This is a genomic window from Bacillus sp. SJZ110 (genome assembly GCF_006715455.1).
Lineage (GTDB): Bacteria > Bacillota > Bacilli > Bacillales > Bacillaceae > Bacillus > Bacillus subtilis.
The window spans coordinates 235860-262416 of record NZ_VFNF01000003.1 but is presented as its reverse complement, the minus strand read 5'-3'; the positions used below and the strand labels follow the sequence as shown (position 1 = coordinate 262416).

The 26557-nt window shown below is 45.6% G+C and carries 21 protein-coding genes; 14 read left to right on the top strand and 7 right to left on the bottom strand.

The genetic code is table 11. From position 1 onward, the window contains the following. Window positions 1–87: 87 nt before the first annotated feature. The 5 genes from FB592_RS11350 to zinU all read left to right on the top strand — a co-directional run bounded on the left by FB592_RS11350 (window position 88) and on the right by zinU (window position 4530). Window positions 88–1293 (top strand): MFS transporter, encoded by a 1206-nt coding sequence (locus FB592_RS11350; protein ID WP_015252853.1) that lies wholly within the window; start codon window positions 88–90, stop codon window positions 1291–1293. 116 nt (window positions 1294–1409) lie between these two features. Next, window positions 1410–2324 (top strand): GTP cyclohydrolase FolE2, encoded by a 915-nt coding sequence (gene folE2, locus FB592_RS11345; protein WP_032724902.1) that lies wholly within the window; start codon window positions 1410–1412, stop codon window positions 2322–2324. Next, a complete protein-coding gene (locus FB592_RS11340; RefSeq protein WP_049140217.1) occupies window positions 2321–2905 on the top strand; it encodes a L,D-transpeptidase in 585 nt (194 codons plus the stop codon). The genes folE2 and FB592_RS11340 overlap by 4 nt, the downstream gene beginning before the upstream one ends. 230 nt (window positions 2906–3135) lie before the next feature. Then, a complete protein-coding gene (locus FB592_RS21105) occupies window positions 3136–3309 on the top strand; it encodes a hypothetical protein (protein ID WP_249849597.1) in 174 nt (57 codons plus the stop codon). Window positions 3310–3336: 27 nt separating this feature from the next. Beyond that, complete coding sequence (gene zinU, locus FB592_RS11335; protein WP_032724904.1) at window positions 3337–4530, top strand: zinc metallochaperone ZinU; 1194 nt, start codon at window positions 3337–3339, stop codon at window positions 4528–4530. A 48-nt stretch (window positions 4531–4578) separates the two neighbouring features. Here zinU and FB592_RS11330 read toward each other — a convergent pair whose 3' ends face one another. After that, window positions 4579–5259 carry an amino acid ABC transporter permease gene (locus tag FB592_RS11330; RefSeq protein WP_003234624.1) on the bottom strand — a complete coding sequence of 227 codons (681 nt, stop codon included), beginning with the start codon at window positions 5257–5259 and terminating at the stop codon, window positions 4579–4581. A 9-nt stretch (window positions 5260–5268) separates the two neighbouring features. Further along, window positions 5269–6132 (bottom strand): transporter substrate-binding domain-containing protein, encoded by an 864-nt coding sequence (locus FB592_RS11325; protein WP_072173917.1) that lies wholly within the window; start codon window positions 6130–6132, stop codon window positions 5269–5271. Between the two features lie 161 nt (window positions 6133–6293). Between FB592_RS11325 and FB592_RS11320 the strand changes: the two genes are divergently transcribed. From FB592_RS11320 to bglC, 7 genes are all read left to right on the top strand, one after another. Further along, window positions 6294–6491 carry a hypothetical protein gene (locus FB592_RS11320; RefSeq protein ID WP_122060560.1) on the top strand — a complete coding sequence of 66 codons (198 nt, stop codon included), beginning with the start codon at window positions 6294–6296 and terminating at the stop codon, window positions 6489–6491. A gap of 19 nt (window positions 6492–6510) precedes the next feature. Continuing rightward, window positions 6511–6966, top strand: a complete 456-nt coding sequence (locus tag FB592_RS11315; RefSeq protein ID WP_049140212.1) for an RDD family protein — start codon at window positions 6511–6513, stop codon at window positions 6964–6966. An 80-nt stretch (window positions 6967–7046) separates the two neighbouring features. Beyond that, a complete protein-coding gene (locus FB592_RS11310; RefSeq protein WP_032724908.1) occupies window positions 7047–7379 on the top strand; it encodes a YckD family protein in 333 nt (110 codons plus the stop codon). A 127-nt stretch (window positions 7380–7506) separates the two neighbouring features. After that, complete coding sequence (locus tag FB592_RS11305; protein ID WP_170939093.1) at window positions 7507–7929, top strand: MarR family winged helix-turn-helix transcriptional regulator; 423 nt, start codon at window positions 7507–7509, stop codon at window positions 7927–7929. Beyond that, window positions 7917–8258: a DUF3147 family protein gene (locus FB592_RS11300; RefSeq protein ID WP_032724911.1), complete on the top strand. Its 342-nt coding sequence runs from the start codon at window positions 7917–7919 to the stop codon at window positions 8256–8258. Before FB592_RS11305 ends, FB592_RS11300 begins: the two co-directional genes overlap by 13 nt. An 18-nt stretch (window positions 8259–8276) precedes the next feature. Beyond that, entirely contained in the window at window positions 8277–9005 is a 729-nt protein-coding gene (locus FB592_RS11295) for an AAA family ATPase (RefSeq protein ID WP_021481826.1), read from the top strand. A 72-nt stretch (window positions 9006–9077) separates the two neighbouring features. Then, window positions 9078–10511, top strand: a complete 1434-nt coding sequence (bglC, locus tag FB592_RS11290; RefSeq protein ID WP_072175231.1) for a 6-phospho-beta-glucosidase — start codon at window positions 9078–9080, stop codon at window positions 10509–10511. A gap of 36 nt (window positions 10512–10547) precedes the next feature. Here bglC and nin read toward each other — a convergent pair whose 3' ends face one another. From nin to hxlA, 5 genes are all read right to left on the bottom strand, one after another. Further along, window positions 10548–10946 (bottom strand): DNA-entry nuclease inhibitor, encoded by a 399-nt coding sequence (nin, locus tag FB592_RS11285; RefSeq protein ID WP_021481824.1) that lies wholly within the window; start codon window positions 10944–10946, stop codon window positions 10548–10550. Between the two features lie 26 nt (window positions 10947–10972). Next, on the bottom strand, window positions 10973–11422 hold the full coding sequence (nucA, locus tag FB592_RS11280; protein ID WP_014475770.1) for a DNA-entry nuclease: 450 nt from the start codon (window positions 11420–11422) through the stop codon (window positions 10973–10975). Window positions 11423–11589: 167 nt separating this feature from the next. Beyond that, entirely contained in the window at window positions 11590–13311 is a 1722-nt protein-coding gene (gene tlpC, locus FB592_RS11275) for a methyl-accepting chemotaxis protein TlpC (protein WP_021481821.1), read from the bottom strand. Between the two features lie 109 nt (window positions 13312–13420). Continuing rightward, complete coding sequence (gene hxlB, locus FB592_RS11270) at window positions 13421–13978, bottom strand: 6-phospho-3-hexuloisomerase (RefSeq protein ID WP_021481820.1); 558 nt, start codon at window positions 13976–13978, stop codon at window positions 13421–13423. Window positions 13979–13983: 5 nt separating this feature from the next. Beyond that, a complete protein-coding gene (gene hxlA / locus FB592_RS11265) occupies window positions 13984–14616 on the bottom strand; it encodes a 3-hexulose-6-phosphate synthase (protein ID WP_021481819.1) in 633 nt (210 codons plus the stop codon). 231 nt (window positions 14617–14847) lie between these two features. Between hxlA and hxlR the strand changes: the two genes are divergently transcribed. Beyond that, window positions 14848–15210: a transcriptional activator HxlR gene (gene hxlR / locus FB592_RS11260; RefSeq protein ID WP_003246265.1), complete on the top strand. Its 363-nt coding sequence runs from the start codon at window positions 14848–14850 to the stop codon at window positions 15208–15210. 575 nt (window positions 15211–15785) lie between these two features. Then, a complete protein-coding gene (gene srfAA, locus FB592_RS11255; RefSeq protein ID WP_141949519.1) occupies window positions 15786–26549 on the top strand; it encodes a surfactin non-ribosomal peptide synthetase SrfAA in 10764 nt (3587 codons plus the stop codon). Window positions 26550–26557 lie beyond the last annotated feature (8 nt).

Sequence of the window (26557 nt, the reverse complement as noted above, 5' to 3'; positions counted from 1 at the left end):
CTTACACATGTCTTTTCCAGAAAATAATGGTCCTATATCCTTGATTCAGAAAATGTAAAATAATGAGGGTCTAGAAAGGGGAATCTTATGAAGCTGTCGGAACTGAAAACTAGCGGTCATCCACTCACTTTGCTCTGTTCCTTTTTATACTTTGATGTCAGTTTTATGATATGGGTTATGCTAGGGGCGCTGGGTGTTTATATTTCTCAGGATTTTGGCCTGTCTCCTTTTGAGAAAGGGCTTGTCGTAGCTGTGCCGATTTTATCTGGATCAGTGTTTCGTATCATTCTTGGTATTTTAACGGACAGAATCGGACCGAAAAAAACGGCAGTGATCGGGATGCTGGTGACGATGATTCCGCTGCTTTGGGGGACATTCGGCGGCCGTTCCCTGACTGAGCTGTATGCCATCGGGATTCTGCTTGGCGTGGCGGGGGCAAGCTTTGCTGTAGCGCTGCCTATGGCCAGCCGCTGGTATCCGCCTCATTTGCAGGGACTTGCGATGGGGATTGCCGGAGCGGGGAACAGCGGCACGTTGTTTGCAACCCTGTTTGGCCCTCGTCTGGCAGAGCAGTTCGGCTGGCACATTGTCATGGGAATTGCGCTAATTCCATTATTGATCGTCTTTATTCTTTTTGTATCCATGGCAAAGGATTCTCCTGCACAGCCGGCTCCGCAGCCGCTCAAAAGCTATCTGCATGTGTTCGGGCAAAAGGAAACATGGTTTTTCTGCCTGCTGTACAGCGTCACATTTGGCGGATTTGTCGGGCTCTCAAGCTTTTTATCTATTTTCTTTGTTGATCAATACCAGCTGTCAAAAATTCACGCGGGCGACTTCGTTACATTATGTGTAGCGGCGGGGAGCTTTTTCCGGCCTGTCGGGGGCTTGATTTCGGATCGTGTCGGCGGCACGAAAGTTCTTTCTGTACTGTTTGTCATCGTGGCACTGTGTATGGCCGGAGTCAGCAGCCTGCCATCTCTCTCAATGGTTATTGTTCTATTGTTTGTCGGAATGATGGGGCTCGGAATGGGTAACGGCGCAGTATTCCAGCTCGTGCCGCAGCGTTTTCGCAAAGAAATTGGCATGGTGACGGGAATCGTCGGTGCGGCCGGAGGAATCGGAGGGTTTTTCCTGCCGAACATCTTAGGATCTCTCAAACAGATGACAGGCACATATGCTATCGGTTTTATCACGTTTTCCTGTATCGCGCTGCTGGCGTTTGCACTTGTGCTTGCCGCAGGCTATTACTGGCGGAAAAGCTGGAGCGCGGAAAGCAGTCCGGCGGATGTTTAGGATTTTGACGGACACGCGTTTGTGCGTGTCTTTTTTATTTTCTCTTGATTTTCAACAGTGAACCGATCAAAATAAATAGTAATTATTACGATTTGTTAGCGAGAGGAGTTTTCTGAATGAATCAACATACGCTGCTCCCGAAAAAAACGGAGCGTCTTCAATACTTTGGATCGGTCAGTCCGATCAAAGGCGAGAAACCAGTGGAAAAAGAGAAAATGACGGACCTGCAAAATATCAGGAAGGATTATTTTTTTGACATTCAGCATGTAGGTGTCGCTAATGTGTCCCATCCAGTGACAATCACTTCTGCCATGATGCCTGCCGAGCAAACAACGGCTGCGAACTTTACAATGACTTGTGATTTGCCGAGAAATCAGAAGGGGATTAATATGAGCCGGTTAACAGAGCTGTTGCAAGTCTATCATCAAAACGGCTGGGTTCTCTCATTTTCCTCTCTTCAGCAATTTACGAAAGAGCTTGCAGAAAACATGGACACATCATCTGCCTCAGTTGAAGTGAGGTTTCCGTGGTTTTTCGAACGGAAAAGCCCGAAGCTTGAGAAAGCGGGTTTGATGCATGCTGATATATTCATGTCTGTCACCTATCGCAAAGATCAGCCGTTTAAACAGCGTGCCGGCATCTCAGCAAAAGTAACGACTCTGTGCCCTTGCTCCAAGGAAATCAGCGAATATAGTGCCCATAATCAGAGGGGAACGGTCAGCGTTTGGGCGGATATTCATCCGGCCGCATCGCTGCCAAGTGATGTTAAAGCTGATTTGCTTCACGCCGCAGAATCAAATGCTTCTGCGAGACTGCATCCGGTATTGAAGCGGCCTGATGAAAAAGCCGTGACAGAAACGGCCTATGAAAATCCGAGGTTTGTTGAGGATCTCGCTCGGCTGATTGCTGCAGATTTGTTTGAGCTTGAATGGGTGTCAGCCTTTGAGATTGAATGCCGCAATGAAGAATCGATCCATCCCCACGATGCCTATGCGAAGCTGTGTTTTTCGAAGGAAGTGGATAAAATATGAAACTCTCATTATTCATTGTTGCAGTTCTTATGCCAGTCAGCCTGCTGTCAGCCTGCTCCGATCATGCAGAAGAACACGCAAGTATCAATTTAAAGAAAACGGTCGAAAACATAACGGACGTTCGAAAAACAGCAAAAACAAGCATTGATTGGACGAAGCCTTCGGGCGGAGAATATCCGGATATTAAACAGAAGCATGTCTGGATTGATGTGAATGTGAAGGAGCAGAAGGCTTACATCAAGGAAGGAAGCAACACCATCTATACAATGATGATCTCTTCTGGTCTTGATCAAACAAAAGATGATGCTACTCCAAAGGGCACCTTTTATGTAGAGCCTGAACGGGGAGAATGGTTTTTTTCCGAAGGATACCGGGAAGGCGCAGAATACTGGGTATCATGGAAAAATCACGGTGAATTTCTATTTCATAGTGTGCCAATGACAAAGGATCAAAAAGTCATCAAAACGGAAGCAGAAAAACTAGGAACAAAAGCATCTCACGGTTGTATCAGGCTGACCATTCCAGATGCGAAATGGATATATGAAAATATCCCTGAACATACAAAAGTGGTGATCAGCTGAATTGAAAACCGTTGACAAAAAGGAAAAAAGACCATACAATTTAAATCGTAACAATTACGTTTTGAGATAAATGGCTTATCATTGTCTGTATCTGTGAAAAGCGGAAAGGCTAAGGATCTTGCTGTCATTGATCCCCATGAAGCGTCTCTTGAAAACTGGAGACGATACACAAGCCGCATTCTGATGAGATATTTGCGCTCTCCATCGGTTCAGCATTTCAAGTAGATCAATTGCTTTATGCAAGCTGCGGTTTTCCGAATGTCGGCAAGGATTTGCGATGGGGAAAAGGATTAAACGCGGTTGGAGCCTTTACTGATTTAGAAATCGGGCGGCAGCGAGAAATAAGCGCGAATAGCTGCTCTACACCATTGTACATACGGCGAAGTATTCAATTTAAATCGTAATCATTCTATTTTAATGGAGGCACTATTATGAAAAAAATTCCGGTTACCGTACTGAGCGGTTATCTAGGTGCGGGAAAAACAACATTGCTGAACAGCATTCTGCAAAATCGCGAAGGCTTGAAAATAGCGGTTATCGTAAACGATATGAGCGAGGTGAACATTGACGCGGGCTTGGTCAAGCAGGAAGGGGGTCTTTCCAGAACAGATGAAAAGCTTGTGGAAATGTCAAACGGCTGCATTTGCTGCACGCTTCGCGAAGACTTATTAATTGAAGTTGAGAAGCTGGCAAAAGACGGACGGTTTGATTATATCGTCATCGAATCAACAGGAATCAGCGAACCGATCCCGGTGGCCCAGACTTTCTCTTATATCGATGAAGAGATGGGAATCGATCTTACAAAATTTTGTCAGCTGGATACGATGGTGACAGTGGTTGATGCCAACCGTTTTTGGCATGATTATCAGTCAGGTGAAAGCCTTCTGGACCGCAAAGAAGCATTGGGGGAAGAGGATGGAAGAGAAATCGCCGACCTCTTGATCGATCAAATTGAGTTTTGCGATGTACTGATCTTAAATAAATGTGATTTGGTCAGCGAGCAAGAGCTCGAACAGCTTGAAAACGTTCTTCGTAAACTGCAGCCAAGAGCCAGGTTCATTCGTTCCGTCAAAGGAAATGTAAAACCGCAGGAGATTTTGCATACAGGGTTATTTAACTTCGAGGAAGCGAGCGGATCGGCCGGCTGGATTCAAGAGCTGACGGCAGGCCATGCGGAACACACCCCGGAAACAGAAGAATACGGTATCTCTTCATTTGTATATAAGAGACGTTTGCCGTTTCATTCTACACGATTTTACCGTTGGTTGGATCAAATGCCAAAGAACGTGGTACGTGCCAAAGGAATCGTCTGGTGCGCATCTCATAACAACCTTGCTTTGCTGATGTCGCAAGCAGGTCCGTCGGTTACGATTGAGCCTGTATCTTATTGGGTGGCGGCGCTGCCGAAGCTTGAGCAGGAGCAAGTCAAGCAGCAGGAGCCGGAAATCCTGGAGGAGTGGGACCCGGAGTTCGGTGACCGCCTAACGCAGCTAGTTTTTATCGGAACTGACCTGGATGAAGAAGCGATTACGAAAGAGCTTGATCAATGCCTGCTGACTGAATATGAATTTGATTCCGACTGGTCGCTGTTTGAGGACCCGTTTAAATGGAAGCTGAATCAATAGAAAAAAAGCCGTCCCATGGGGAACGGCTTTTTTTAATGAAACGTTTGTTTAAACATAATGAGCGTATTTTTTCTCAAGGATATTCTGAAAGACCGCGGCAATGGAGCAGATGGCCCAATAAATGAGAGCGGTCAGAATATACATGGTCATATAATCAAACTCTCTGCCCCCGATGATTTTCGCATGCTGGAGCAATTCCGGCACTGTAATCATCGCAGCGAGAGAGGACGCCTTGATTAAGTCGAGCAATACATTGGCAAGCGGAGGCAGCGCAATACGTATCGATTGCGGCAAAATGATGCCCCTCATCGTCTGCCAATAGGAAAGACCCAGCGAGGATGCGGCTTCCCACTGTCCTTTTTCGACGGATGAAATGGCTGAACGGTTAATTTCCGCAATGTAGGCGGCGCTGTTTAGGCTAAAGCCGATTAAAGCAGCCGTGACAGCGGAAAATTCAATGCCGATATAAGGAAACCCGAAATAAAGGATAAACAAAATCACCAAAATCGGAACGCCCCGCATAAATGAGATATAGAGCTTCGCCGGCCATCTTAACAAAGCAAGCTTTGACATTCTGGCGAGTGATATGAACAGGCCGATCACTGTTCCCGCAAACATGCTTACAAAAGAGATGAGCAGTGTATACCCAATGCCTTTTATGACATAAGGGAACGATTCAATAGCCAGCTTCGTGTTGAAAATATATTCCCATTGAATGCTATTGATCATGGCGTCCGATTACAAATCAACGTCCTGAACGTCGGCATCAATTTTTTTTGATACATCTGCTTTATTGAAGAATTGTTTCGACAGTTTAGTCAAAGAGCCATCCTTGCTCATCTCTTTCAATGTTTCGTTCATCTTTTTCTGAAGTGCCGCATTGCTTTTTTTCATGACAAGGGCCTGTTTGTTCGGCATGTACTTGATGTCAGGATGAATTGTAATGTTGAGATCCGGGAATGCCGCGAGCGCAAGTGTCTGCAGGTAATAGTCGTTTAAAATGACGTCAGTGCGTCCGTTGGCAACATCTTTTAAATATTGCTCATTCGTCGCATTATCATAAATCACTTCTTTGGCGCCGTATTTTCTCGCGACCTCCATGTAGACGGTTGTAGCCGCGCCAGCCGCTTTCTTCCCTTTTAAATCCTTAAGCGTTTTAATCCCTGATAAATCGTCTTTTCGGACAATTGCCGTACCGTATGAATATTTATATGGAGTAGAAAATGCGAACTTCTTCTCGCGGTCCTTCGTCACATCGATGTCATTCGCGGCTGCGTCAACCTGTCCGCTGTTCACCGCTGTCAGCATCCCGTCAATGCCCATCTCCTTGAACTCAACCTTCAGTCCCAGGCGTTTTGCCGCTTCACGAACGACTTCAACCTCGTAGCCCGTCAGCTTATCGGAGCCAGAGTCGGTATCATGATAAGAAGTGGGATAAAGCGTACCTGATGTAGCGACTACGATTTTCCCTTTGTCCTTGATTTGCTCCCAGCCTGTATCCTTGGAATCGGCTTCATTTTTGCCGGAACAGGCTGCCAATATAAGAAAGAAAGCCATTGTGAAACTGAATATAACGGCTTTGGAATGCATGAATGATTTCACCTATAGTTCCCCCAATCTGTTAATCAACTAAAAAGATAGCATTGAACATAAGGGGTTGCAATATGTTGATGACGTTTTCAAAAAGTTCGAATTGTGTATACAAAAAGCATAGGTGGGTGTTTAAAAGCGTCTATGAAGGGAAGAGGTGATGAAAAAAGGAGTTGTCCAAGGATGAATGCCAGACGTACCAAGGAAACACATGTGGACGTGATGGATGCAGAAGATCAGTTATTCCTCTATGCCAATACCGTAAGAAATGGTCAAGAAGCATGAAATCGATCTTCAGAATAAATTTAAGTCTTGCTGATGCCCCTAAGGCATATGATATATTCGATGAGAAAGAAAATGGAAACATTTAAACCATAATGGGGGAGTCAAATGAACATTTACAAACCAGCCGGATTTTGGATCAGACTTGGAGCTGCATTGTTAGACTACATTATAGTCTCCGTGCCTCTTTTGCTGATCTATTGGCTGATTACAGGAAAAGACCCGAATGACAGCATGTTCATCAGTTTGGTTGTTCTGCTGTACTCTATTTTGCTGCCGGTGTTTTGGCGCGGCTACCTTATCGGAAAAAGAATCTGCGGAATCAGAATCGTAAAAAAAGACGGATCACAAGTCAGCTTGTTAACAATGTTTTTACGGGTTATGGTAGCCGGCCTGGTTTACGTTATAACCTTCGGACTCGGCTTGATCGCCAGCCTGATTCTGATTGCCGTACGAGAAGACAAACGGACCCTGCATGATTTAATCGCGGGAACGTATGTCACTTATGCGACGCCAGGTGAAGAAGAACTTAATGCTGACGAAGAGATTAGAAAGAGCGAATAATGGTTCGCTCTTTTTAGTTTTATGCATAAAAAATACAAGGCAGCAAAACATATGAAAAATAGATTGGAGGAATAAACTGGATGAAACGAATAACCATCAACATCATCACAATGTTCATTGCAGCGGCTGTCATTTCTCTGACCGGTACAGCTGAGGCCGTTGAAAAACAGCAGCAGCCTCCCGCAAATGTTACACTGACAGATCAGCAAAAGAAAGAGATTGAACAACTGGAAGCAGAGATTCTTAAAAAGCGCAAAGACGTGATCTCAAAGTATGTACAATATGGTGTCCTGCCTAAAGAAAGAGGAGAACACATCAAAAATCACTTGGACAAACACTTTGAAATGATGAAACAAAACGGCTTTGTTCCAAAGCACCATCCTCATCCGCATAAATTTGAAAAAAGACATTAAAATGGTAAGCATCCAATGGGAATTGGGTGCTTTTTTATTGTTAAAAGTTACTGAATGAATTTTCCAAAAAAATATATCGCTTTAGTTGATTATATCTTATAATAAGATGTAAATGGGGTGTATAATGATGGAAATGGATTTAATCTCTAAACTTAATCAGCAGTGGACAGATATTTATTATTTATTACATTATCAACATAAAGATAATATTTCTCACCAGGCAATACGGATTATGCAGCATATTGAAAAGCAAGGTGAGGCGACAATAGGAGCTTTGGCTGAATACTTGTCTGTCTCTCACAATACAGCGTCAGAGCATACTAAACGTTTGATTCAAAAGGGATTTATAGCTAAACGGCGAAGTCAACAGGATGAACGAAAAGTTTTAGTTTTCTTAACACAAGAAGGAAGATCTGTTCTTGAACAGCATACACAGCTAGATAAAGAGAAATTAAAAGAAATAATTGAACGAATGAGCACATCAGAAAAGAAATTACTTGAACAGGCATTTGAACTTTTAAGTAGGGAAGCTAAACAATGGCAGTTTTAAGTAAAGTAATCATCTCTGCGTTGATTATCGGTTTTGTTACTGAAATATCAAAAAGACATCCGACCTATGGCGGCATCATTGCTGCTTTGCCCTTGGTCAGTTTATTAAGCCTTTTTTGGATGCAAATACAAGGTGAAAAAACAGCTCAATTAAGTCAATTTGCATCTGGTGTGCTTACAGGAATCCCAGCTACAGTTTGTTTACTAGCTATTTTGGCTTTTTTGCTGAAAATTCATGTGCCGTTTTGGTTTGCATTATGTGTTGGAATACTAGGATGGGCTATGTTTTTATGGATGCAGAAGATCTTTCTCAATATATTATTTAACTGAGTATAGAAAGGAGATGCTATGTTTTTAAAAAAGGTTACTCTTCTTCGAGATAAGATTTTGGACTTTGACAGATTTCCTTTTACTATCCCGGCTATAAGTCAATTAAATGACATCTTATTTACTAGCCAAGTGACTTTTTTTGTGGGGGAAAATGGATCTGGAAAATCTACTTTGCTTGAAGCGATAGCAGATAAGTGTGAATTCAATACAGCGGGCGGAAGCCGAAATAATGTCTATGAATTACGGGAGTCAGATTCCCATTTAGGAGATTATATACGTTTATCTTGGCTTCCAAAGGTAACAAATGGCTTCTTCTTAAGGGCTGAATCGTTTTATCATCTTTCTCTTCATCTGGATGAGATGGAACTAGATGCTCCTCAGCCATACCGTTCCTATGGAGGGAGGCCGCTACACAATCAATCACATGGAGAGTCCTTTATGTCTCTATTCCGTCATCGTTTTAAAGAGAAAGCGATTTACCTTTTAGATGAGCCAGAAGCAGCACTTTCTCCAGCTAGACAATTAGCTTTTTTGAGAGTTATACATGATTTGGTGAAGGGCGGAAATGTACAGATGATCATTGCGACTCACTCCCCAATCCTACTGGGCTATCCCAATGCTAATATTTTAAGCTTTGATGGTGGAAGAATACATCATATTGAATATGAGAATACAGAGCATGTTCAATTAACACGATATTTTCTTGGACAAAGAGAAAAAATATTAGCTGAGCTGTTCCGCGACTAACATCGAGTTGATCTGAAACGCGTTTCATAGCCTATGATAGGTTTATCAAATAATTCAGGAGTGATAAACACTATGATCCACCAGCATCCAGAATCTTTTCCGAAACATTTTTTGTGGGGCTCTGCTTCTGCAGCGTACCAGATTGAAGGCGCTTGGAATGAAGATGGCAAAGGCCCTTCTGTTTGGGATGTGTTTACGAAAATACCGGGCAAAACGTTTAAAGGAACCAATGGCGACATTGCGGTTGACCATTATCACCGATTTAAAGAAGATGTCGCTCTGATGGCTGAGATGGGGTTAAAAGCGTATCGATTTTCCGTCAGCTGGCCACGGATTTTTCCAAAAGGAAAAGGAGAGATCAATGAAGCAGGTCTAGCGTTTTACGATAGACTGATTGATGAATTGCTTTCTCATCACATCGAGCCGGTTCTGACTTTATATCACTGGGATTTGCCTCAAGCGCTTATGGACGAATACGGCGGGTTTGAATCCAGAAACATCATAGAGGATTTTAATCACTACTGTATTACTCTTTATAAACGTTTTGGAGACAGGGTGAAATATTGGGTTACGTTAAACGAACAGAACTACAATTTTAATCACGGATTTATTACAGCCATGCATCCGCCTGGAGTGAAAGACAGAAAACGATTTTACGAAGCAAACCATATTGCGTTTCTGGCTAATGCAAAAGCCATCGAATCATTTAGAGAATATGTGCCTGAAGGCAAAATAGGTCCTAGCTTTGCTTATTCTCCGGCTTACCCTTTATCAAGCCATCCAGAGGATATACTGGCATTTGAAAACGCCGAAGAATTTACGAACAATTGGTGGCTTGACATGTATTGCTGGGGAACCTACCCGCAAATTCCATTCCGCTACTTGGAAAAACAGGGATGGGCGCCGACAATTGAAGCAGGAGATATGGACCTGCTCGCCAAAGGGAAGCCTGATTTTGTAGGTGTCAATTATTATCAGACGATCACCTATGAACGAAATCCGCTTGATGGTGTGTCAGAAGGGAAAATGAATACGACAGGCCAAAAAGGAACCAATCAGGAGACGGGGATACCCGGAGTGTTCAAAACGAAAAAAAATCCGCATCTGACAACGAGCAACTGGGATTGGACAATTGACCCAATTGGGCTGCGTATCGGTCTTCGCCGAATTACAAGCCGCTATCAGCTTCCAGTGTTTATAACAGAGAACGGTTTGGGTGAATTTGATAAAGTTGAAGACGGCACTGTACAGGATGATTATCGAATTGATTATTTGCGTTCGCATCTTGAGCAATGCAGACAAGCCATCAGTGACGGTGTCGATTTAATCGGCTATTGCAGCTGGTCGTTTACTGATCTGTTAAGCTGGCTGAACGGCTACCAAAAAAGATACGGATTTGTATATGTCAATCGTGATGAAGAAAGCACATCCGATTTAAAACGCTTGAAGAAAAAAAGCTTTTATTGGTATCAAGATGTCATCAAGACAAACGGAGAAAGTTTATAAAGAGTCCCTGAGAGTTATTCTCTCAGGGGTTTTTCATTACACAGAAACAGCATCAATAATATAAGTGTCGGCGTGCAAATCTGACATTTCAGCCGGCACAGTCCAGCATGTCAATTGATAGTCTCCTTTAGGCAGATCAAAGGACAGTCTTTTAGACATGATGCTTTCAATATGAATTCCGTTTTCTGTGACATGAAAAGGAACAGTCACTTTTTTTTCGTAGGAGTTTACTGTTTCTGAACTGTTCAGGCGCAAAAGAATAAAGGCCTTTGTATTTCGCTGTGCCTCAAAGGAAATGGCTCCGTCTGCCGCAGCATATCCTTTTTCAATCGCTTCGTCAGTCCAATCCATTACAGGAGGTGTAGAATCCTTTTGAAATACAGTAAATTGATGATATGAAATCGAAAGTTCTTGCGGCTTCCATGATTTGATCAATGTGCTGTTCCTCCTCTATGTACTGTTTACTGAATTGTGAATAAAACCTTTGTGCCATCTGGGTAATCGGTAAGCTGATGCCCGACCCAAGAGCCTGCTCCGCGGTTGTCAGCGGGAGAAATGTATTCTACAGAAGCTCCCTCACCGCCTTCTTTGCACATGGCCATTGGCCATTCATCTCTGTCATACCCCTTTTTGGAAGGTACGTCCTTTAATGATTGCTCGCGGCGTTCCTCAGCTCCGTCTCTGTCGATAGTGCACACCTCTGAGTGCCCCTCATTTATCGCATCCTTAATATGCTTGGCCGTTTCGGGATAACGGTCAGAAGGGAAGGCGATTGTTTCATCATATTCTTTCGTTTGAGACGTTTTTTGATCAGCTGAGAAAAAGTCTCCTTTTATCAGGCCGACAGCTGCAGCTGCTATGATGACGATGACGAGAAGTATTGTTTTTATGATGTCCGTCGTGATGTTCACCTCCCGCTTTTAAAACTGACACAAGAGTAATCCAGAAAGCATTTGGTGTAAAGGTTTAAATTTTATGTTTTACGCTCAGTTTATTGCAGAAATCGTAATTTTAGCAGATCGAAATATTTGTTTTCAGCAAAATACGATTGCCAATTTACAATAATGATAGTAAGTCATCAGCCGTTTTCGGCTTGATTAATCATTTTAAATTGGCTTATGATACCGGTAAGCTCCTCAGCTAATTGAGAAAGTGTTTCAGAAGCTGCGGTAATCTCCTCCATTGCAGCAAATTGCTCCTCTGTTAATGCAGCCGCTTGCCGGGTATTTTTAGTAGATTCTTTAATGTCGGCCGTATTGGCTGCAAAGGAATCATTTATTTGATGTGCACTGGCTGAAATGTTTGTTACAGATGCTGATAAATCACTAATCTCGGCGCTGATTTCACCTGTTGCAGCTGCAATTTCCTTAAATGCATCTCTGGTGCGCTGGATCATGGTGACTCCTTCTGCAGCTTCTGTTTTCACATGCTCAACAGATCTTGCAGACCGGTTCATATCCTTTTGTATTTCTATGATCAGTTTTGAAATCTGCCCTGCAGATTGTTGAGACTCTTCTGCTAATTTCCGTACTTCATCAGCAACAACAGCAAAGCCTTTTCCTTGTTCACCGGCTCTGGCAGCTTCAATCGCTGCATTCAGCGCAAGCAGGTTTGTCTGATCGGCAATTTGGGTGATGACCGATAAAATTTGCTCAATTTGTTTAGAGCGGCCGTCTAACTGGTGTATGATTTCTCCGCTTTTCTGAATTGACTGGTGAATCGCATCCATTTGCGCCTGTACATTTGCAATTTCCTTTTGTCCAATGTCTGCTTTTGATTGCGCGAGCTGCCCTTTGTCAGCGATAGCGGCAGTATTTGCAGAAATATCCCGGATGTCTGCTGAAGCTTGTTTTAATGAGCTTTCACTGTTTTCAATTCGGGTGATCTGATCTTGGGCTCCATTTGCAATCTGCTGTACAGCTTCTGTGATTTTTTCTGAAGCTTGATTTGTTTCCTCTGCTCCGGCTGAGAGCTGCTGAGAGGCTGACGCAAGCTGAAGGGCTGATTGTTGTACGGTTTGTATGGTATCGTTCAGCTTCATTCTCATCTTATTATAATAGACGCTTAGTTCTGAAAGCTCGTCACCGGTTTTGTCTGACACCTCTATTGTCATATCTCCGTTTCCGGCACTTTCAAAGGCGCTTTTTAAAGCGTTCAGCCGCTTGTTGATTTTTCTGGTGAAAACCAAAACAAGGATGACTGATACTATAATGACGATAACAAGAACGATAGCGAATTGAGTGAAAAGTGATTGTGTAAGTGATGCTAAAATACTTTGATTAGCTCCGGTATACAGCATGCCGATGATGTTCCCATTTTGATCTTTTAACGGCATGTATGCAGTCTGATAAGAAGAACCTGCTACATCTGCTTGTCCGTAAAAACGCTTTCCTTTCTTTAAAACAGCGGCAATAACTTCAGAAGAAGCCTGGGTGCCGACAGCTCTTTCGCCATTCTTCATGACATTGGTTGCAACACGAGTATCGCCTTGGAAAATGGTAATGGTATCACCTGTTTTTTCACCAAGCAGATCAACAATATCTTCATTTCCATTGATTTGTGTTTGCCCTTTATAGAGCTTATTGTTTTTCACCTGCCAGTCGCCTGACATGACATCATCAATATATGTGCTGCTTAAAGCGAGATCACCTTTCGCTTTTTCAGTTGCCATTTGTTTCATGCTTTCTGTAATTTCTTTAAGCATCACAGTGCCAACTGATGCCGAAAACAAAAGAATCACCACGAAAACGAGGCAAAGAATTTTAGTTCCTAGCTTCATCTTAAATCGTTTTATCAACATAATTCCTCCTTTTATGATTTATAGGTCATATTACTTATCGGGTTTTTGGGTTTAAAGTTTTATTTTTAAAAAATAAAACCGGCCTGATTTTCAGGCCGGTTGTGTGATGCTATTCAAGGTTTGCGTGGTGAGTGAACATAGTTTCAGAATCGAGTGCTTTTTTCTCCATGAGTTTTAAAATCACTGCATCATAGAAGAGCAGCAAAGTTTGTTCAAATAATGATCCCATTGGCTGAATGGTTTTATAGCTTCCGTTTGACTGGTCTTTAGGAGAACCAGGCATTCTGATGATGAGGTCCGCTTGTTTTCCGATGCTTGATTCCGGATTGATGGTTAAAGCTGCAACAATTCCGTGTAAGCTTTTTGCTTTTGCTGCGGTATGAATCAAGCTCTTTGTCTCGCCTGATCCTGAGCCGATAATAACTAGATCTCCTTCGGCGAGCGGCGGAGTGAGAATCTCACCTACTATATGGGCGTTGAAGCCCATGTGCATCAATCTCATCGCGAAGGATTTTGCCATCAGGCCAGACCGCCCCGCACCCGCAGTGAAAATTTGGTGGGATGAAAGAATGTGATCGGCAAGCTGGTCAGCCTCTTCATTAGAAATATAAGCTGCTGAACGGTGTAACTCATTGAGAATTTCCGCTACGTATTCAGTCGTTTTCATCGGAGTTATCCTTGGGCAATCAGCTGCTTCATTTTTGAAGCTGTTTCCGCCTTATCAGCTGCGCTTGTAATTCCGCCCCCGACAATGACAAGGTCAGGCTTTTGCTGGATCACTTCTGGTAGTGTATCAAGTTTGATGCCGCCCGCGATTGCGGTTTTTGCGTTTTTTACGGTGTTTTTGATTGTCGTTAATTCTTCGAAAGAGTTCTTGCCCTCTGCTTGAAGATCATAGCCAGTGTGGACGCAGATGTAGTCAACACCGAGTGCGTCAATTTCTTGCGCACGGGACTCGATATCTTTCACGTTAATCATGTCCACTAAAATTTTCTTCTTTTGTTTTTTGGCTTCTTCTACTGCGCCTTTAATCGTTGCGTCGTCTGTAGCCCCTAAAACGGTGATGATGTCAGCGCCTGCTTCCGACGCTTTCATAATTTCGTAGCCTCCGGCATCCATGATTTTCAGGTCTGCAAGAACCTTCAATTGAGGAAATGCTTCTTTTATTTCTTTAACGGCTCTTAGGCCTTCATTAATGACGACCGGTGTTCCGATTTCAACTACGTCGATGTATTGTTCTACCTCTTTGACAAGCTCAATGGCTTCTGGAATGTTGACGAGGTCTAATGCAAGCTGTAATTCCATTGTTGATCCACTCCCTTTTTCGAATTATTGTTCATTCTATAGGTTCCCTCTTTTGTTGAGAAGTAGGCACTTTGAAGTCAACAAGTTACTTGGAGGATACTGTGAGGAGAGGCAATCAGATTTCTTTCGCTTGATTTTATGAGTGAGTATAATGAAAAAAGAGTCTGCAAAAAAGTAAGTAAGTGATGATACGTATCTAACATACAAAAAGGTTACTAAGGGGGGATTCTATTGAGCCGGATGGACGACAAAAGGTTTAATTGTGAGAAGGAATTAACGCTTGCAGTGATTGGCGGTAAATGGAAAATGCTCATTTTATGGCATTTAGGAAAAGAAGGCACAAAACGGTTCAATGAATTAAAAACATTGATTCCTGATATTACGCAGAAGATCCTCGTGAATCAGCTGAGAGAGCTTGAGCAGGATATGATTGTTCACAGGGAAGTGTATCCGGTTGTCCCGCCGAAGGTTGAATATTCTCTGACCCCGCACGGAGAAAGCCTCATGCCTATTCTTGAAGCCATGTATGAGTGGGGGAAAGGCTATATGGAATTGATTGATATCGACAAAAATGTCATGAAAGAATCGTTGTAAGACGCTCTTCGCAAGGGTGTCTTTTTTTTGCCTTTTTTTCGGTTTTTGCGCGGTACACATAGTCATGTAAAGATTGTAAATTGCAGTCAGCAATAAAAAAAGATTGAACGCAGCAGTTCGGTTTAAAAATTTTTATTTTTCTGTAAATAATGTTTAGTGGAAATGATTGCGGCATCCCGCAAAAATATCCCTGTAAATAAACTGGAATCTTTCGGCATCCCGCATGAAACTTTTCACCCATTTTTCGGTGATAAAAACATTTTTTTCATTTAAAGTGAACGGTAGTAAGATAAAAAATATTGAAAACAATGAATAAATAGCCAAAATTGTTTCCTATTAGGATAGGGGATCTTGCGGTCTTTATCCGCTTATGTTAAACGCCGCAATGCTGACTGACGGCTGCCCGTTTTTATAGCGGCAATCTGTTTTTTTGTTTGGAAGTACTGCTTTTTAAGTGTAGTACTTTGGGCTATTTCGGCTGTTAGTTCATAAGAATTAAAAGCTGATATGGATAAGAAAGAGAAAATGCGTTGCACATGTTCACTGCTTATAAAGATTAGGGGAGGTATGACAATATGGAAATAACTTTTTACCCTTTAACGGATGCACAAAAACGAATTTGGTACACAGAAAAATTTTATCCTCACACGAGCATTTCAAATCTTGCGGGGATTGGTAAGCTGGTTTCAGCTGATGCGATTGATTATGTGCTTGTTGAGCAGGCGATTCAAGAGTTTATTCGCAGAAATGACGCCATGCGCCTTCGTTTGCGGCTAGATGAAAACGGGGAGCCTGTTCAATATATTAGCGAGTATCGGCCTGTTGATATAAAACATACTGACACTACTGAAGATCCGAATGCGATAGAGTTTATTTCACAATGGAGCCGGGAGGAAACGAAGAAACCTTTGCCGCTATACGATTGTGATTTGTTCCGTTTTTCCTTGTTCACCATAAAGGAAAATGAAGTGTGGTTTTACGCAAATGTTCATCACGTGATTTCTGATGGTATCTCCATGAATATTCTCGGGAATGCGATCATGCACATTTATTTAGAATTAGCCAGCGGCTCAGAGACAAAAGAAGGAATCTCGCATTCATTTATCGATCATGTTTTATCTGAACAGGAATATGCTCAATCGAAGCGGTTTGAAAAGGACAAGGCGTTTTGGAACAAGCAATTTGAATCGGTGCCTGAACTTGTTTCCCTGAAACGGAATGCATCCGCAGGGGGAAGTTTAGATGCTGAGAGGTTCTCTAAAGATGTGCCTGAAGCGCTTCATAAGCAGATTCTGTCGTTTTGTGAGGCGAATAAAGTCAGTGTTCTTTCGGTATTTCAATCGCTGCTCGCCGCCTATTTGTACAGGGTCAGCGGCCAGAATGATGTTGTGACGGGAACCTTTATGGGCAACCGGACAAATGCGAAAGAGAAGCAGATGCTTGGCATGTTTGTTTCTACGGTTCCGCTTCGGACAAACATTGACGGCGGGCAGGCTTTTTCAGAATTTGTCAAAGACCGGATGAAGGATCTCATGAAGACACTCCGCCACCAAAAGTACCCGTATAATCTCCTGATCAACGATTTGCGTGAAACAAAGAGCTCTCTGACCAAGCTGTTTACTGTTTCTCTTGAATATCAGGTGATGCAGTGGCAAAAAGAAGAGGACCTTGCCTTTTTGACTGAGCCGATTTTCAGCGGCAGCGGATTAAATGATGTCTCGATCCATGTGAAGGATCGATGGGATATTGGGAAACTCACCATCGATTTTGATTACCGCACTGATTTATTTTCACGTGAAGAAATCAACATGATTTGTGAGCGCATGATTACGATGCTGGAGAACGCGTTAACGCATCCAGAACATACAATTGATGAATTAACGATGATTTCTGATGCGGAGAAAGAGAAGCTGCTTGCGAGGGCCGGCGGTGAATCTGTGAGCTACCGTAAGGACATGACGATCCCGGAACTGTTCCAAGAAAAGGCTGAGCAGCTTTCAGATCATCCAGCGGTTGTATTTGAAGGTCGTACATTGTCCTATCGAATGTTACATGAACAATCCGCACACATCGCCAATGTGCTGAAACAGAAAGGGGTTGGCCCGGACAGTCCTGTTGCGGTTTTGATTGAACGTTCTGAACGGATGATTACAGCTATCATGGGGATTTTAAAAGCCGGCGGAGCCTATGTGCCGATTGATCCGGGTTTTCCTGCTGAGCGCATTCAATATATTTTGGAGGACTGCGGGGCGGACTTCATCCTGACTGAATCGAAGGTTGCGGCGCCTGAAGCCGATGCTGAGCTGGTTGACTTAGATCAGGCGATTGCGGAAGGTGCAGAGGAAAGCCTGAATGCAGATGTGAACGCACGGAACCTTGCCTACATTATTTACACATCGGGAACAACCGGACGCCCGAAAGGCGTTATGATCGAGCATCGCCAGGTTCATCATTTGGTTGAATCTCTGCAGCAGACGATTTATCAAAGCGGCAGCCAAACCCTGCGGATGGCATTGCTTGCGCCGTTCCACTTCGATGCGTCAGTGAAGCAGATCTTCGCGTCGCTTCTTTTGGGACAAACCCTTTATATCGTACCGAAGAAAACAGTGACGAACGGGGCCGCCCTTACTGCATATTATCGGAAGAACAGCATTGAGGCGACGGACGGAACACCGGCTCATTTGCAAATGCTGGCAGCAGCAGGCGATTTTGAAGGCCTAAAACTGAAGCACATGCTGATCGGAGGAGAAGGCCTGTCATCTGTTGTTGCGGACAAGCTGCTGAAGCTGTTTAAAGAAGCAGGCACAGCGCCGCGTTTGACCAATGTATACGGGCCGACTGAAACGTGCGTTGACGCGTCTGTTCATCCGGTTATCCCTGAGAGTGCAGTTCAATCAGCGTATGTGCCGATCGGGAAAGCGCTGGGGAACAATCGCTTATATATTTTGGATCAAAAAGGCCGGCTACAGCCTGAAGGCGTGGCGGGCGAGCTTTATATCGCGGGAGACGGTGTGGGCCGAGGCTATTTGCATTTGCCTGAATTAACGGAAGAAAAGTTTTTACAAGATCCATTCGTGCCGGGCGATCGCATGTACCGGACCGGGGATGTGGTGCGCTGGCTTCCAGATGGAACAATCGAATATTTAGGCAGAGAGGACGACCAGGTCAAAGTCCGCGGATACCGGATTGAGCTTGGGGAAATTGAAGCCGTGATTCAGCAGGCGCCAGACGTTGCAAAAGCCGTTGTTTTGGCACGCCCTGACGAACAGGGAAATCTTGAGGTTTGCGCATATGTTGTGCAGAAGCCTGGAAGCGAATTTGCGCCAGCCGGTTTGAGGGAGCATGCGGCCAGACAGCTTCCTGACTATATGGTGCCGGCTTACTTTACAGAAGTGACAGAAATTCCGCTTACGCCAAGCGGCAAAGTCGACCGCCGCAAGCTGTTTGCACTAGAGGTGAAGGCTGTCAGCGGCACTGCCTATACAGCGCCGCGAAATGAGACTGAAAAAGCAATCGCAGCCATTTGGCAGGACGTGCTGAACGTTGAGAAGGCGGGGATTTTTGACAATTTCTTTGAAACGGGCGGGCATTCATTGAAGGCCATGACCCTTTTAACAAAGATTCATAAGGAAACAGGCATCGAGATTCCGCTTCAATTTTTGTTTGAGCATCCGACGATTGCGGCTCTTGCAGAGGAAGCTGATCACAGAGAAAGCAAAGCTTTTGCGGTGATTGAACCTGCTGAAAAACAGGAGCATTACCCGCTTTCCCTGGCACAGCAGCGAACATATATCGTCAGCCAGTTCGAGGATGCGGGAGTCGGCTACAACATGCCGGCAGCAGCAATTCTGGAAGGGCCTTTAGATATTCAAAAGCTGGAGCGCGCATTTCAGGGATTAATCCGACGCCACGAGTCATTGAGAACATCATTTGTTCTTGAAAACAGCACGCCGAGACAGAACATTCACGATAGCGTTGATTTCAACATCGAAATGATTGAAAGAGGCGGCCGCTCAGATGAGGCAATTATGGCTTCATTCGTTCGGACATTTGATTTGGCGAAAGCTCCGCTGTTCAGAATCGGTTTGCTGGGGCTTGAAGAGAACCGTCATATGCTGCTGTTTGACATGCACCATTTGATTTCTGACGGTGTATCCATTGGCATTATGCTGGAGGAGTTAGCACGCATTTATAAAGGCGAACAGCTTCCTGAGCTTCGTCTCCAGTATAAGGACTACGCTGTATGGCAAAGCAGACAGGCTGCTGAAGGGTACAAGAAGGACCAGGCTTATTGGAAGGAAGTCTTTGCAGGCGAGATACCGGTGCTTCAGCTTCTGTCCGATTATCCAAGACCGCCTGTCCAAAGCTTTGAAGGGGATCGGGTGTCAATCAAGCTGGATGCGGGGGTAAAGGATCGCCTCAATCGTTTGGCTGAACAAAACGGCGCCACTTTGTATATGGTGATGCTTTCCGCTTACTATACGCTTTTGTCAAAGTATACGGGACAGGATGACATCATTGTCGGGACGCCGTCAGCGGGCAGAAATCACTCCGATACAGAGGGCATTATCGGGATGTTCGTCAATACGCTTGCGCTTCGCAGTGAGGTGAAGCAGGATGAGACGTTTACCCAATTGATCTCGCGTGTCCGCAAACGGGTGCTGAATGCCTTTTCTCATCAGGACTATCCGTTTGAGTGGCTTGTTGAAGAATTGAACATCCCGCGTGATGTTAGCAGGCATCCGCTGTTTGACACGATGTTCAGCCTTCAAAACGCGACAGAGGGCATTCCGGCTGTCGGCGATCTGTCCTTGTCTGTTCATGAGACCAATTTCAAGATTGCCAAATTTGATTTGACGGTGCAGGCGAGAGAAACCGATGAAGGCATTGAGCTTGATTTGGATTACAGCACGAAGCTGTTTAAACAAAGCACGGCAGACAGGCTGCTTACGCATTTTGCGCGTTTGCTTGAAGATGCTGCGGCTGATCCAGAGAAGCCGATTTCCGAGTATAAGCTTCTTTCTGAAGAGGAGGCCGCTTCGCAAATTCAGCAGTTTAACCCGGGCAGAACACCTTATCCGAAAGATAAAACAATTGTTCAGCTGTTTGAGGAGCAAGCGGCGAATACGCCAGACCACACTGCGCTTCAATATGAAGGCGAATCACTCACTTATCGTGAACTGAATGAACGGGCCAATCGTTTAGCCCGCGGCATTCTTTCTCTTGGAGCTGGCGAAGGCAGAACTGCGGCTGTCTTATGCGAGCGGTCAATGGATATGATTGTGTCGATCTTGGCAGTATTAAAATCAGGTTCGGCTTATGTTCCGATCGATCCGGAACATCCGATTCAGCGGATGCAGCATTTCTTCCGTGACAGCGGAGCAAAGGTGCTTCTCACTCAGAGGAAATTAAAGGCTTTGGCGGAAGAAGCGGAATTTAAGGGCGTTATCGTGCTAGCCGATGAGGAAGAAAGCTATCATGCCGATGCGCGAAATCTCGCACTGCCTCTTGATTCTGCAGCAATGGCCAACCTGACGTATACTTCCGGAACGACTGGAACACCTAAGGGGAATATCGTGACACATGCCAATATCCTCCGCACGGTGAAGGAAACGAATTATCTCAGCATTACAGAACAGGATACGATTCTCGGTCTTTCCAATTACGTGTTTGACGCGTTTATGTTCGATATGTTCGGCTCTTTGTTAAACGGAGCCAAGCTGGTGCTGATACCGAAGGAAACCGTTTTGGACATGGCTCGCCTGTCCCGCGTCATTGAACGGGAGAACATCAGCATTCTCATGATTACAACCGCTTTGTTCCACTTGCTTGTGGACTTGAATCCGGCATGCTTGTCAACGCTTCGCAAGATTATGTTTGGCGGGGAACGGGCCTCGGTTGAGCATGTCAGAAAAGCTTTGCAAACGGTTGGAAAGGGCAAGCTCCTTCACATGTATGGACCGTCTGAAAGCACGGTTTTCGCGACGTATCATCCGGTTGATGAATTGGAGGAGCACACGCTGTCTGTTCCGATTGGAAAACCGGTCAGCAATACGGAAGTATACATTCTTGACCGTACGGGACACGTGCAGCCTGCCGGGATTGCCGGAGAGCTTTGCGTCAGCGGCGAAGGACTCGTGAAAGGCTATTACAACCGTCCAGAACTGACTGAGGAGAAATTTGTTCCCCATCCGTTTACATCCGGCGAACGCATGTATAAAACGGGAGACCTTGCGAGATGGCTGCCGAATGGCGACATCGAATTTATCGGGCGAATCGACCATCAGGTGAAGATTCGCGGACAGCGCATCGAGCTTGGAGAAATCGAACATCAGCTGCAAACCCATGATCGTGTTCAGGAAAGTGTTGTGCTTGCCGTTGATCAAGGAGCGGGAGATAAACTGTTGTGTGCTTACTATGTCGGAGAGGGAGACATCTCATCACAAGAGATGAGAGAGCATGCTGCGAAGGACTTGCCGGCATATATGGTTCCTGCGGTGTTTATCCAAATGGACGAGCTGCCGCTGACAGGGAACGGAAAAATTGACCGGAGAGCGCTGCCGATTCCTGATGCCAACGTTTCAAGAGGTGTTTCATATGTTGCGCCACGCAATGGAACGGAACAAAAAGTCGCAGACATTTGGGCACAGGTGCTTCAGGCAGAACAAGTCGGCGTTTATGACCACTTCTTTGACATTGGCGGACATTCATTAGCAGGCATGAAGATGCTTGCCTTGGTTCATCAGGAACTGGGCGTTGAGCTGTCACTCAAGGATCTCTTCCAATCACCGACGGTTGAGGGCTTGGCACAGGTGATTGCCTCTGCTGAAAAAGGGACAGCCGCAAGTATCAGCCCGGCAGAGAAACAAGATACGTATCCTGTTTCTTCACCGCAAAAACGGATGTACGTGCTTCAGCAGCTTGAGGATGCGCAAACGAGCTATAACATGCCGGCGGTTCTGCGCCTGACAGGTGAGCTTGATGTTGAAAGGCTTAACAGCGTCATGCAGCAGTTAATGCAGCGTCATGAAGCCTTGAGAACCACGTTTGAAATAAAAGATGGAGAAACGGTGCAGCGGATCTGGGAAGAGGCTGAGTGCGAGATAGCCTATTTCGAAGCCCCGGAAGAAGAGACAGAGCGGATCGTTTCTGAGTTTATTAAGCCTTTCAAAATCGACCAACTTCCACTGTTCAGAATAGGGCTTATCAAGCATTCAGACACTGAGCATGTGCTGCTGTTCGATATGCATCATATTATTTCTGATGGTGCATCTGTCGGTGTGCTGATTGAGGAGCTTTCAAAGCTGTACGACGGAGAAACCCTTGAGCCGCTCCGTATTCAATATAAGGATTATGCCGTGTGGCAGCAGCAGTTCATTCAGTCTGAGCTTTACAAGAAGCAAGAAGAGCATTGGCTGAAGGAGCTGGACGGAGAGCTGCCGGTGCTGACGCTTCCGACTGATTACAGTCGGCCTGCCGTTCAAACATTTGAGGGAGACCGCATTGCATTTTCATTAGAAGCAGGCAAAGCTGATGCTCTGCGCAGGCTTGCAAAAGAAACGGATTCCACGCTTTACATGGTGCTTCTGGCTTCATACAGTGCATTTTTATCAAAACTTAGCGGGCAAGACGATATCATCGTCGGTTCACCTGTGGCCGGACGATCTCAAGCGGACGTCAGCCGCGTCATCGGAATGTTCGTCAATACATTGGCGCTTCGCACGTATCCGAAGGGTGAAAAGACCTTTGCTGACTATCTTAACGAAGTGAAAGAAACGGCACTCAGCGCTTTTGATGCGCAGGATTACCCGCTTGAGGATTTGATCGGAAATGTTCAAGTTCAGCGTGACACAAGCAGAAACCCGTTATTCGATGCAGTTTTTTCAATGCAAAATGCGAATATAAAGGATTTAACAATGAAAGGGATTCAGCTTGAGCCGCATCCGTTTGAACGGAAAACAGCCAAGTTTGACCTCACGCTGACGGTTGACGAAACCGACGGAGGGCTTACATTCGTACTCGAATACAATACAGCTCTGTTTAAGCAGGAAACGATTGAACGATGGAAGCAATATTGGATGGAGCTTTTAGATGCAGTTACTGGGAACCCGAACCAGCCGCTTTCCAGCCTGTCACTGGTCACAGAGACAGAAAAGCAAGCGCTTCTTGAGGCATGGAAGGGCAAGGCGCTGCCTGTGCCGACAGACAAAACAGTTCATCAGCTATTCGAAGAGACTGTCCAGCGCCACAAAGACCGCCCGGCTGTCACATACAACGGCCAGTCTTGGACGTACGGCGAGCTGAATGCGAAGGCAAACCGTCTCGCGCGGATTCTGATGGACTGCGGCATCAGCCCGGATGACCGCGTCGGCATTCTCACGAAGCCGTCGCTTGAAATGTCCGCCGCGGTGCTCGGCGTCTTGAAAGCCGGAGCGGCGTTTGTGCCGATTGATCCTGACTACCCGGATCAGCGGATTGAGTATATTTTACAGGACAGCGGCGCGAAGCTCCTCTTGAAACAGGAAGGCATTTCAGTGCCGGACAGCTATACGGGAGATGTCATTCTTCTCGACGGAAGCCGCACGATTCTAAGCCTGCCGCTTGATGAAAACGACGAGGGAAATCCAGAGACGGCTGTAACCGCGGAGAACTTGGCGTACATGATTTACACGTCTGGAACGACCGGACAGCCGAAGGGTGTCATGGTCGAGCACCATGCGCTTGTGAACCTGTGCTTCTGGCACCACGACGCGTTCAGCATGACAGCGGAGGACCGCAGTGCGAAGTACGCGGGCTTTGGATTCGACGCTTCCATTTGGGAGATGTTCCCGACTTGGACGATCGGCGCTGAGCTTCACGTCATTGATGAAGCGATCCGCCTCGATATCGTCCGCCTGAACAATTACTTCGAAACGAACGGCGTAACGATCACGTTCCTGCCGACACAGCTTGCGGAACAGTTCATGGAGCTTGAGAACACATCACTTCGCGTATTGCTCACTGGAGGAGACAAGCTGAAGCGCGCAGTGAAAAAGCCGTACACACTCGTCAATAACTACGGGCCGACAGAGAATACGGTCGTTGCCACGAGTACAGAAATCCATCCGGAGGAAGGCTCACTTTCCATCGGAAAGGCCATTGCCAATACGAGAGTATACATTCTCGGCGAGGGCAATCAGGTGCAGCCGGAAGGCGTAGCCGGAGAGCTTTGCGTGGCGGGGCGCGGACTGGCACGAGGCTATCTGAATCGAGAAGACGAAACCGCGAAGCGGTTTGTCGCTGATCCGTTTGTGCCGGGTGAGCGCATGTACCGCACCGGCGATTTGGTGAAATGGACGGGCGGCGGCATCGAATACATCGGCCGGATCGACCAGCAGGTCAAGGTCCGCGGCTACCGGATCGAGCTTTCAGAAATTGAAGTCCAGCTCGCCCAGCTTTCTGAGGTGCAGGATGCGGCGGTGACAGCTGTCAAGGATAAAGGCGGCAATACAGCGATCGCGGCGTATGTCACCCCGGAAACAGCTGACATAGAAGCACTGAAATCAGCACTGAAGGAAACCCTGCCGGATTACATGATCCCGGCGTTCTGGGTGACGCTGGACGAGCTTCCGGTTACGGCAAACGGCAAAGTGGACCGCAAAGCCTTGCCTGAGCCGGACATCGAAGCGGGAAGCGGAGAATACAAAGCGCCGACGACCGACATGGAAGAACTGCTTGCCGGCATCTGGCAGGACGTGCTTGGAATGTCTGAAGTCGGTGTCACCGACAATTTCTTCTCGCTTGGCGGAGATTCCATCAAAGGAATTCAAATGGCGAGCCGCTTGAACCAGCACGGCTGGAAGCTGGAAATGAAAGATCTTTTCCAGCACCCGACGATCGAAGAGCTTACCCAGTACGTAGAGCGTGCCGAAGGCAAACAGGCAGACCAAGGCCCGGTGGAGGGCGAAGTCATCCTGACGCCGATCCAGCGCTGGTTCTTTGAAAAGAACTTCACGAACAAGCACCACTGGAACCAATCGGTGATGCTTTACGCCGCGAAGGGCTTTGATCCTGAACGGGTGGAGAAAACGTTGCAGGCGCTGATCGAGCATCATGACGCGCTCCGTATGGTCTACCGTGAGGGACAGGAAGACGTCATTCAATACAACAGAGGTCTTGAAGCTGCTTCAGCTCAATTGGAGGTCATCCAGATTGAGGGCCAAGCTGCAGATTACGAAGACCGTATAGAGAGAGAAGCGGAGCGTTTACAAAGCAGCATCGACTTGCAGGAAGGCGGCTTGTTAAAAGCAGGCTTGTTCCAAGCGGAAGACGGAGACCACTTGCTTCTTGCCATTCACCATTTAGTGGTTGACGGCGTGTCGTGGCGGATTTTACTGGAGGATTTCGCCGCAGTATATACACAGCTTGAGCAAGGCAATGAACCGGTTCTCCCGCAGAAAACACATTCATTTGCAGAGTATGCAGAGAGATTGCAAGACTTCGCGAACTCCAAAGCCTTTTTGAAAGAAAAAGAGTATTGGAGACAGCTTGAAGAACAAGTAGTCGCAGCAAAGCTTCCGAAAGACCGCGAATCTGGTGATCAGCGAATGAAACATACAAAGACAATTGAATTCTCGCTGACTGCTGAAGAGACAGAACAGCTCACCACAAAGGTGCATGAGGCATATCACACAGAAATGAATGATATTTTGCTGACGGCATTCGGATTGGCAATGAAGGAGTGGACGGGTCAGGATCGAGTAAGTGTTCATTTAGAGGGGCATGGACGTGAAGAAATCATAGAAGATCTGACCATTTCCCGCACAGTCGGCTGGTTTACAAGTATGTACCCAATGGTGCTCGATATGAAGCATGCGGATGATCTGGGCTACCAGCTGAAGCAAATGAAAGAAGATATCAGACATGTGCCGAATAAGGGAGTCGGATACGGCATTCTGCGCTATCTGACGGCACCGGAACATAAAGAAGATGTGGCGTTCTCGATTCAGCCGGATGTCAGCTTCAACTATTTAGGTCAGTTTGACGAAATGTCGGATGCAGGTTTGTTTACGAGATCAGAGCTGCCATCAGGACAGTCATTAAGCCCTGAAACAGAAAAACCGAATGCGCTGGATGTTGTTGGATATATCGAAAACGGAAAACTGACGATGTCACTGGCCTATCATTCTCTTGAATTTCATGAAAAAACAGTACAAACATTCAGTGACAGCTTTAAAGCGCATCTTCTCAGAATCATTGAACATTGCCTATCTCAAGACGGTACGGAACTGACCCCGAGTGATCTTGGTGACGACGATTTGACGCTGGATGAGCTGGATAAATTAATGGAAATTTTCTAATAGAGGTG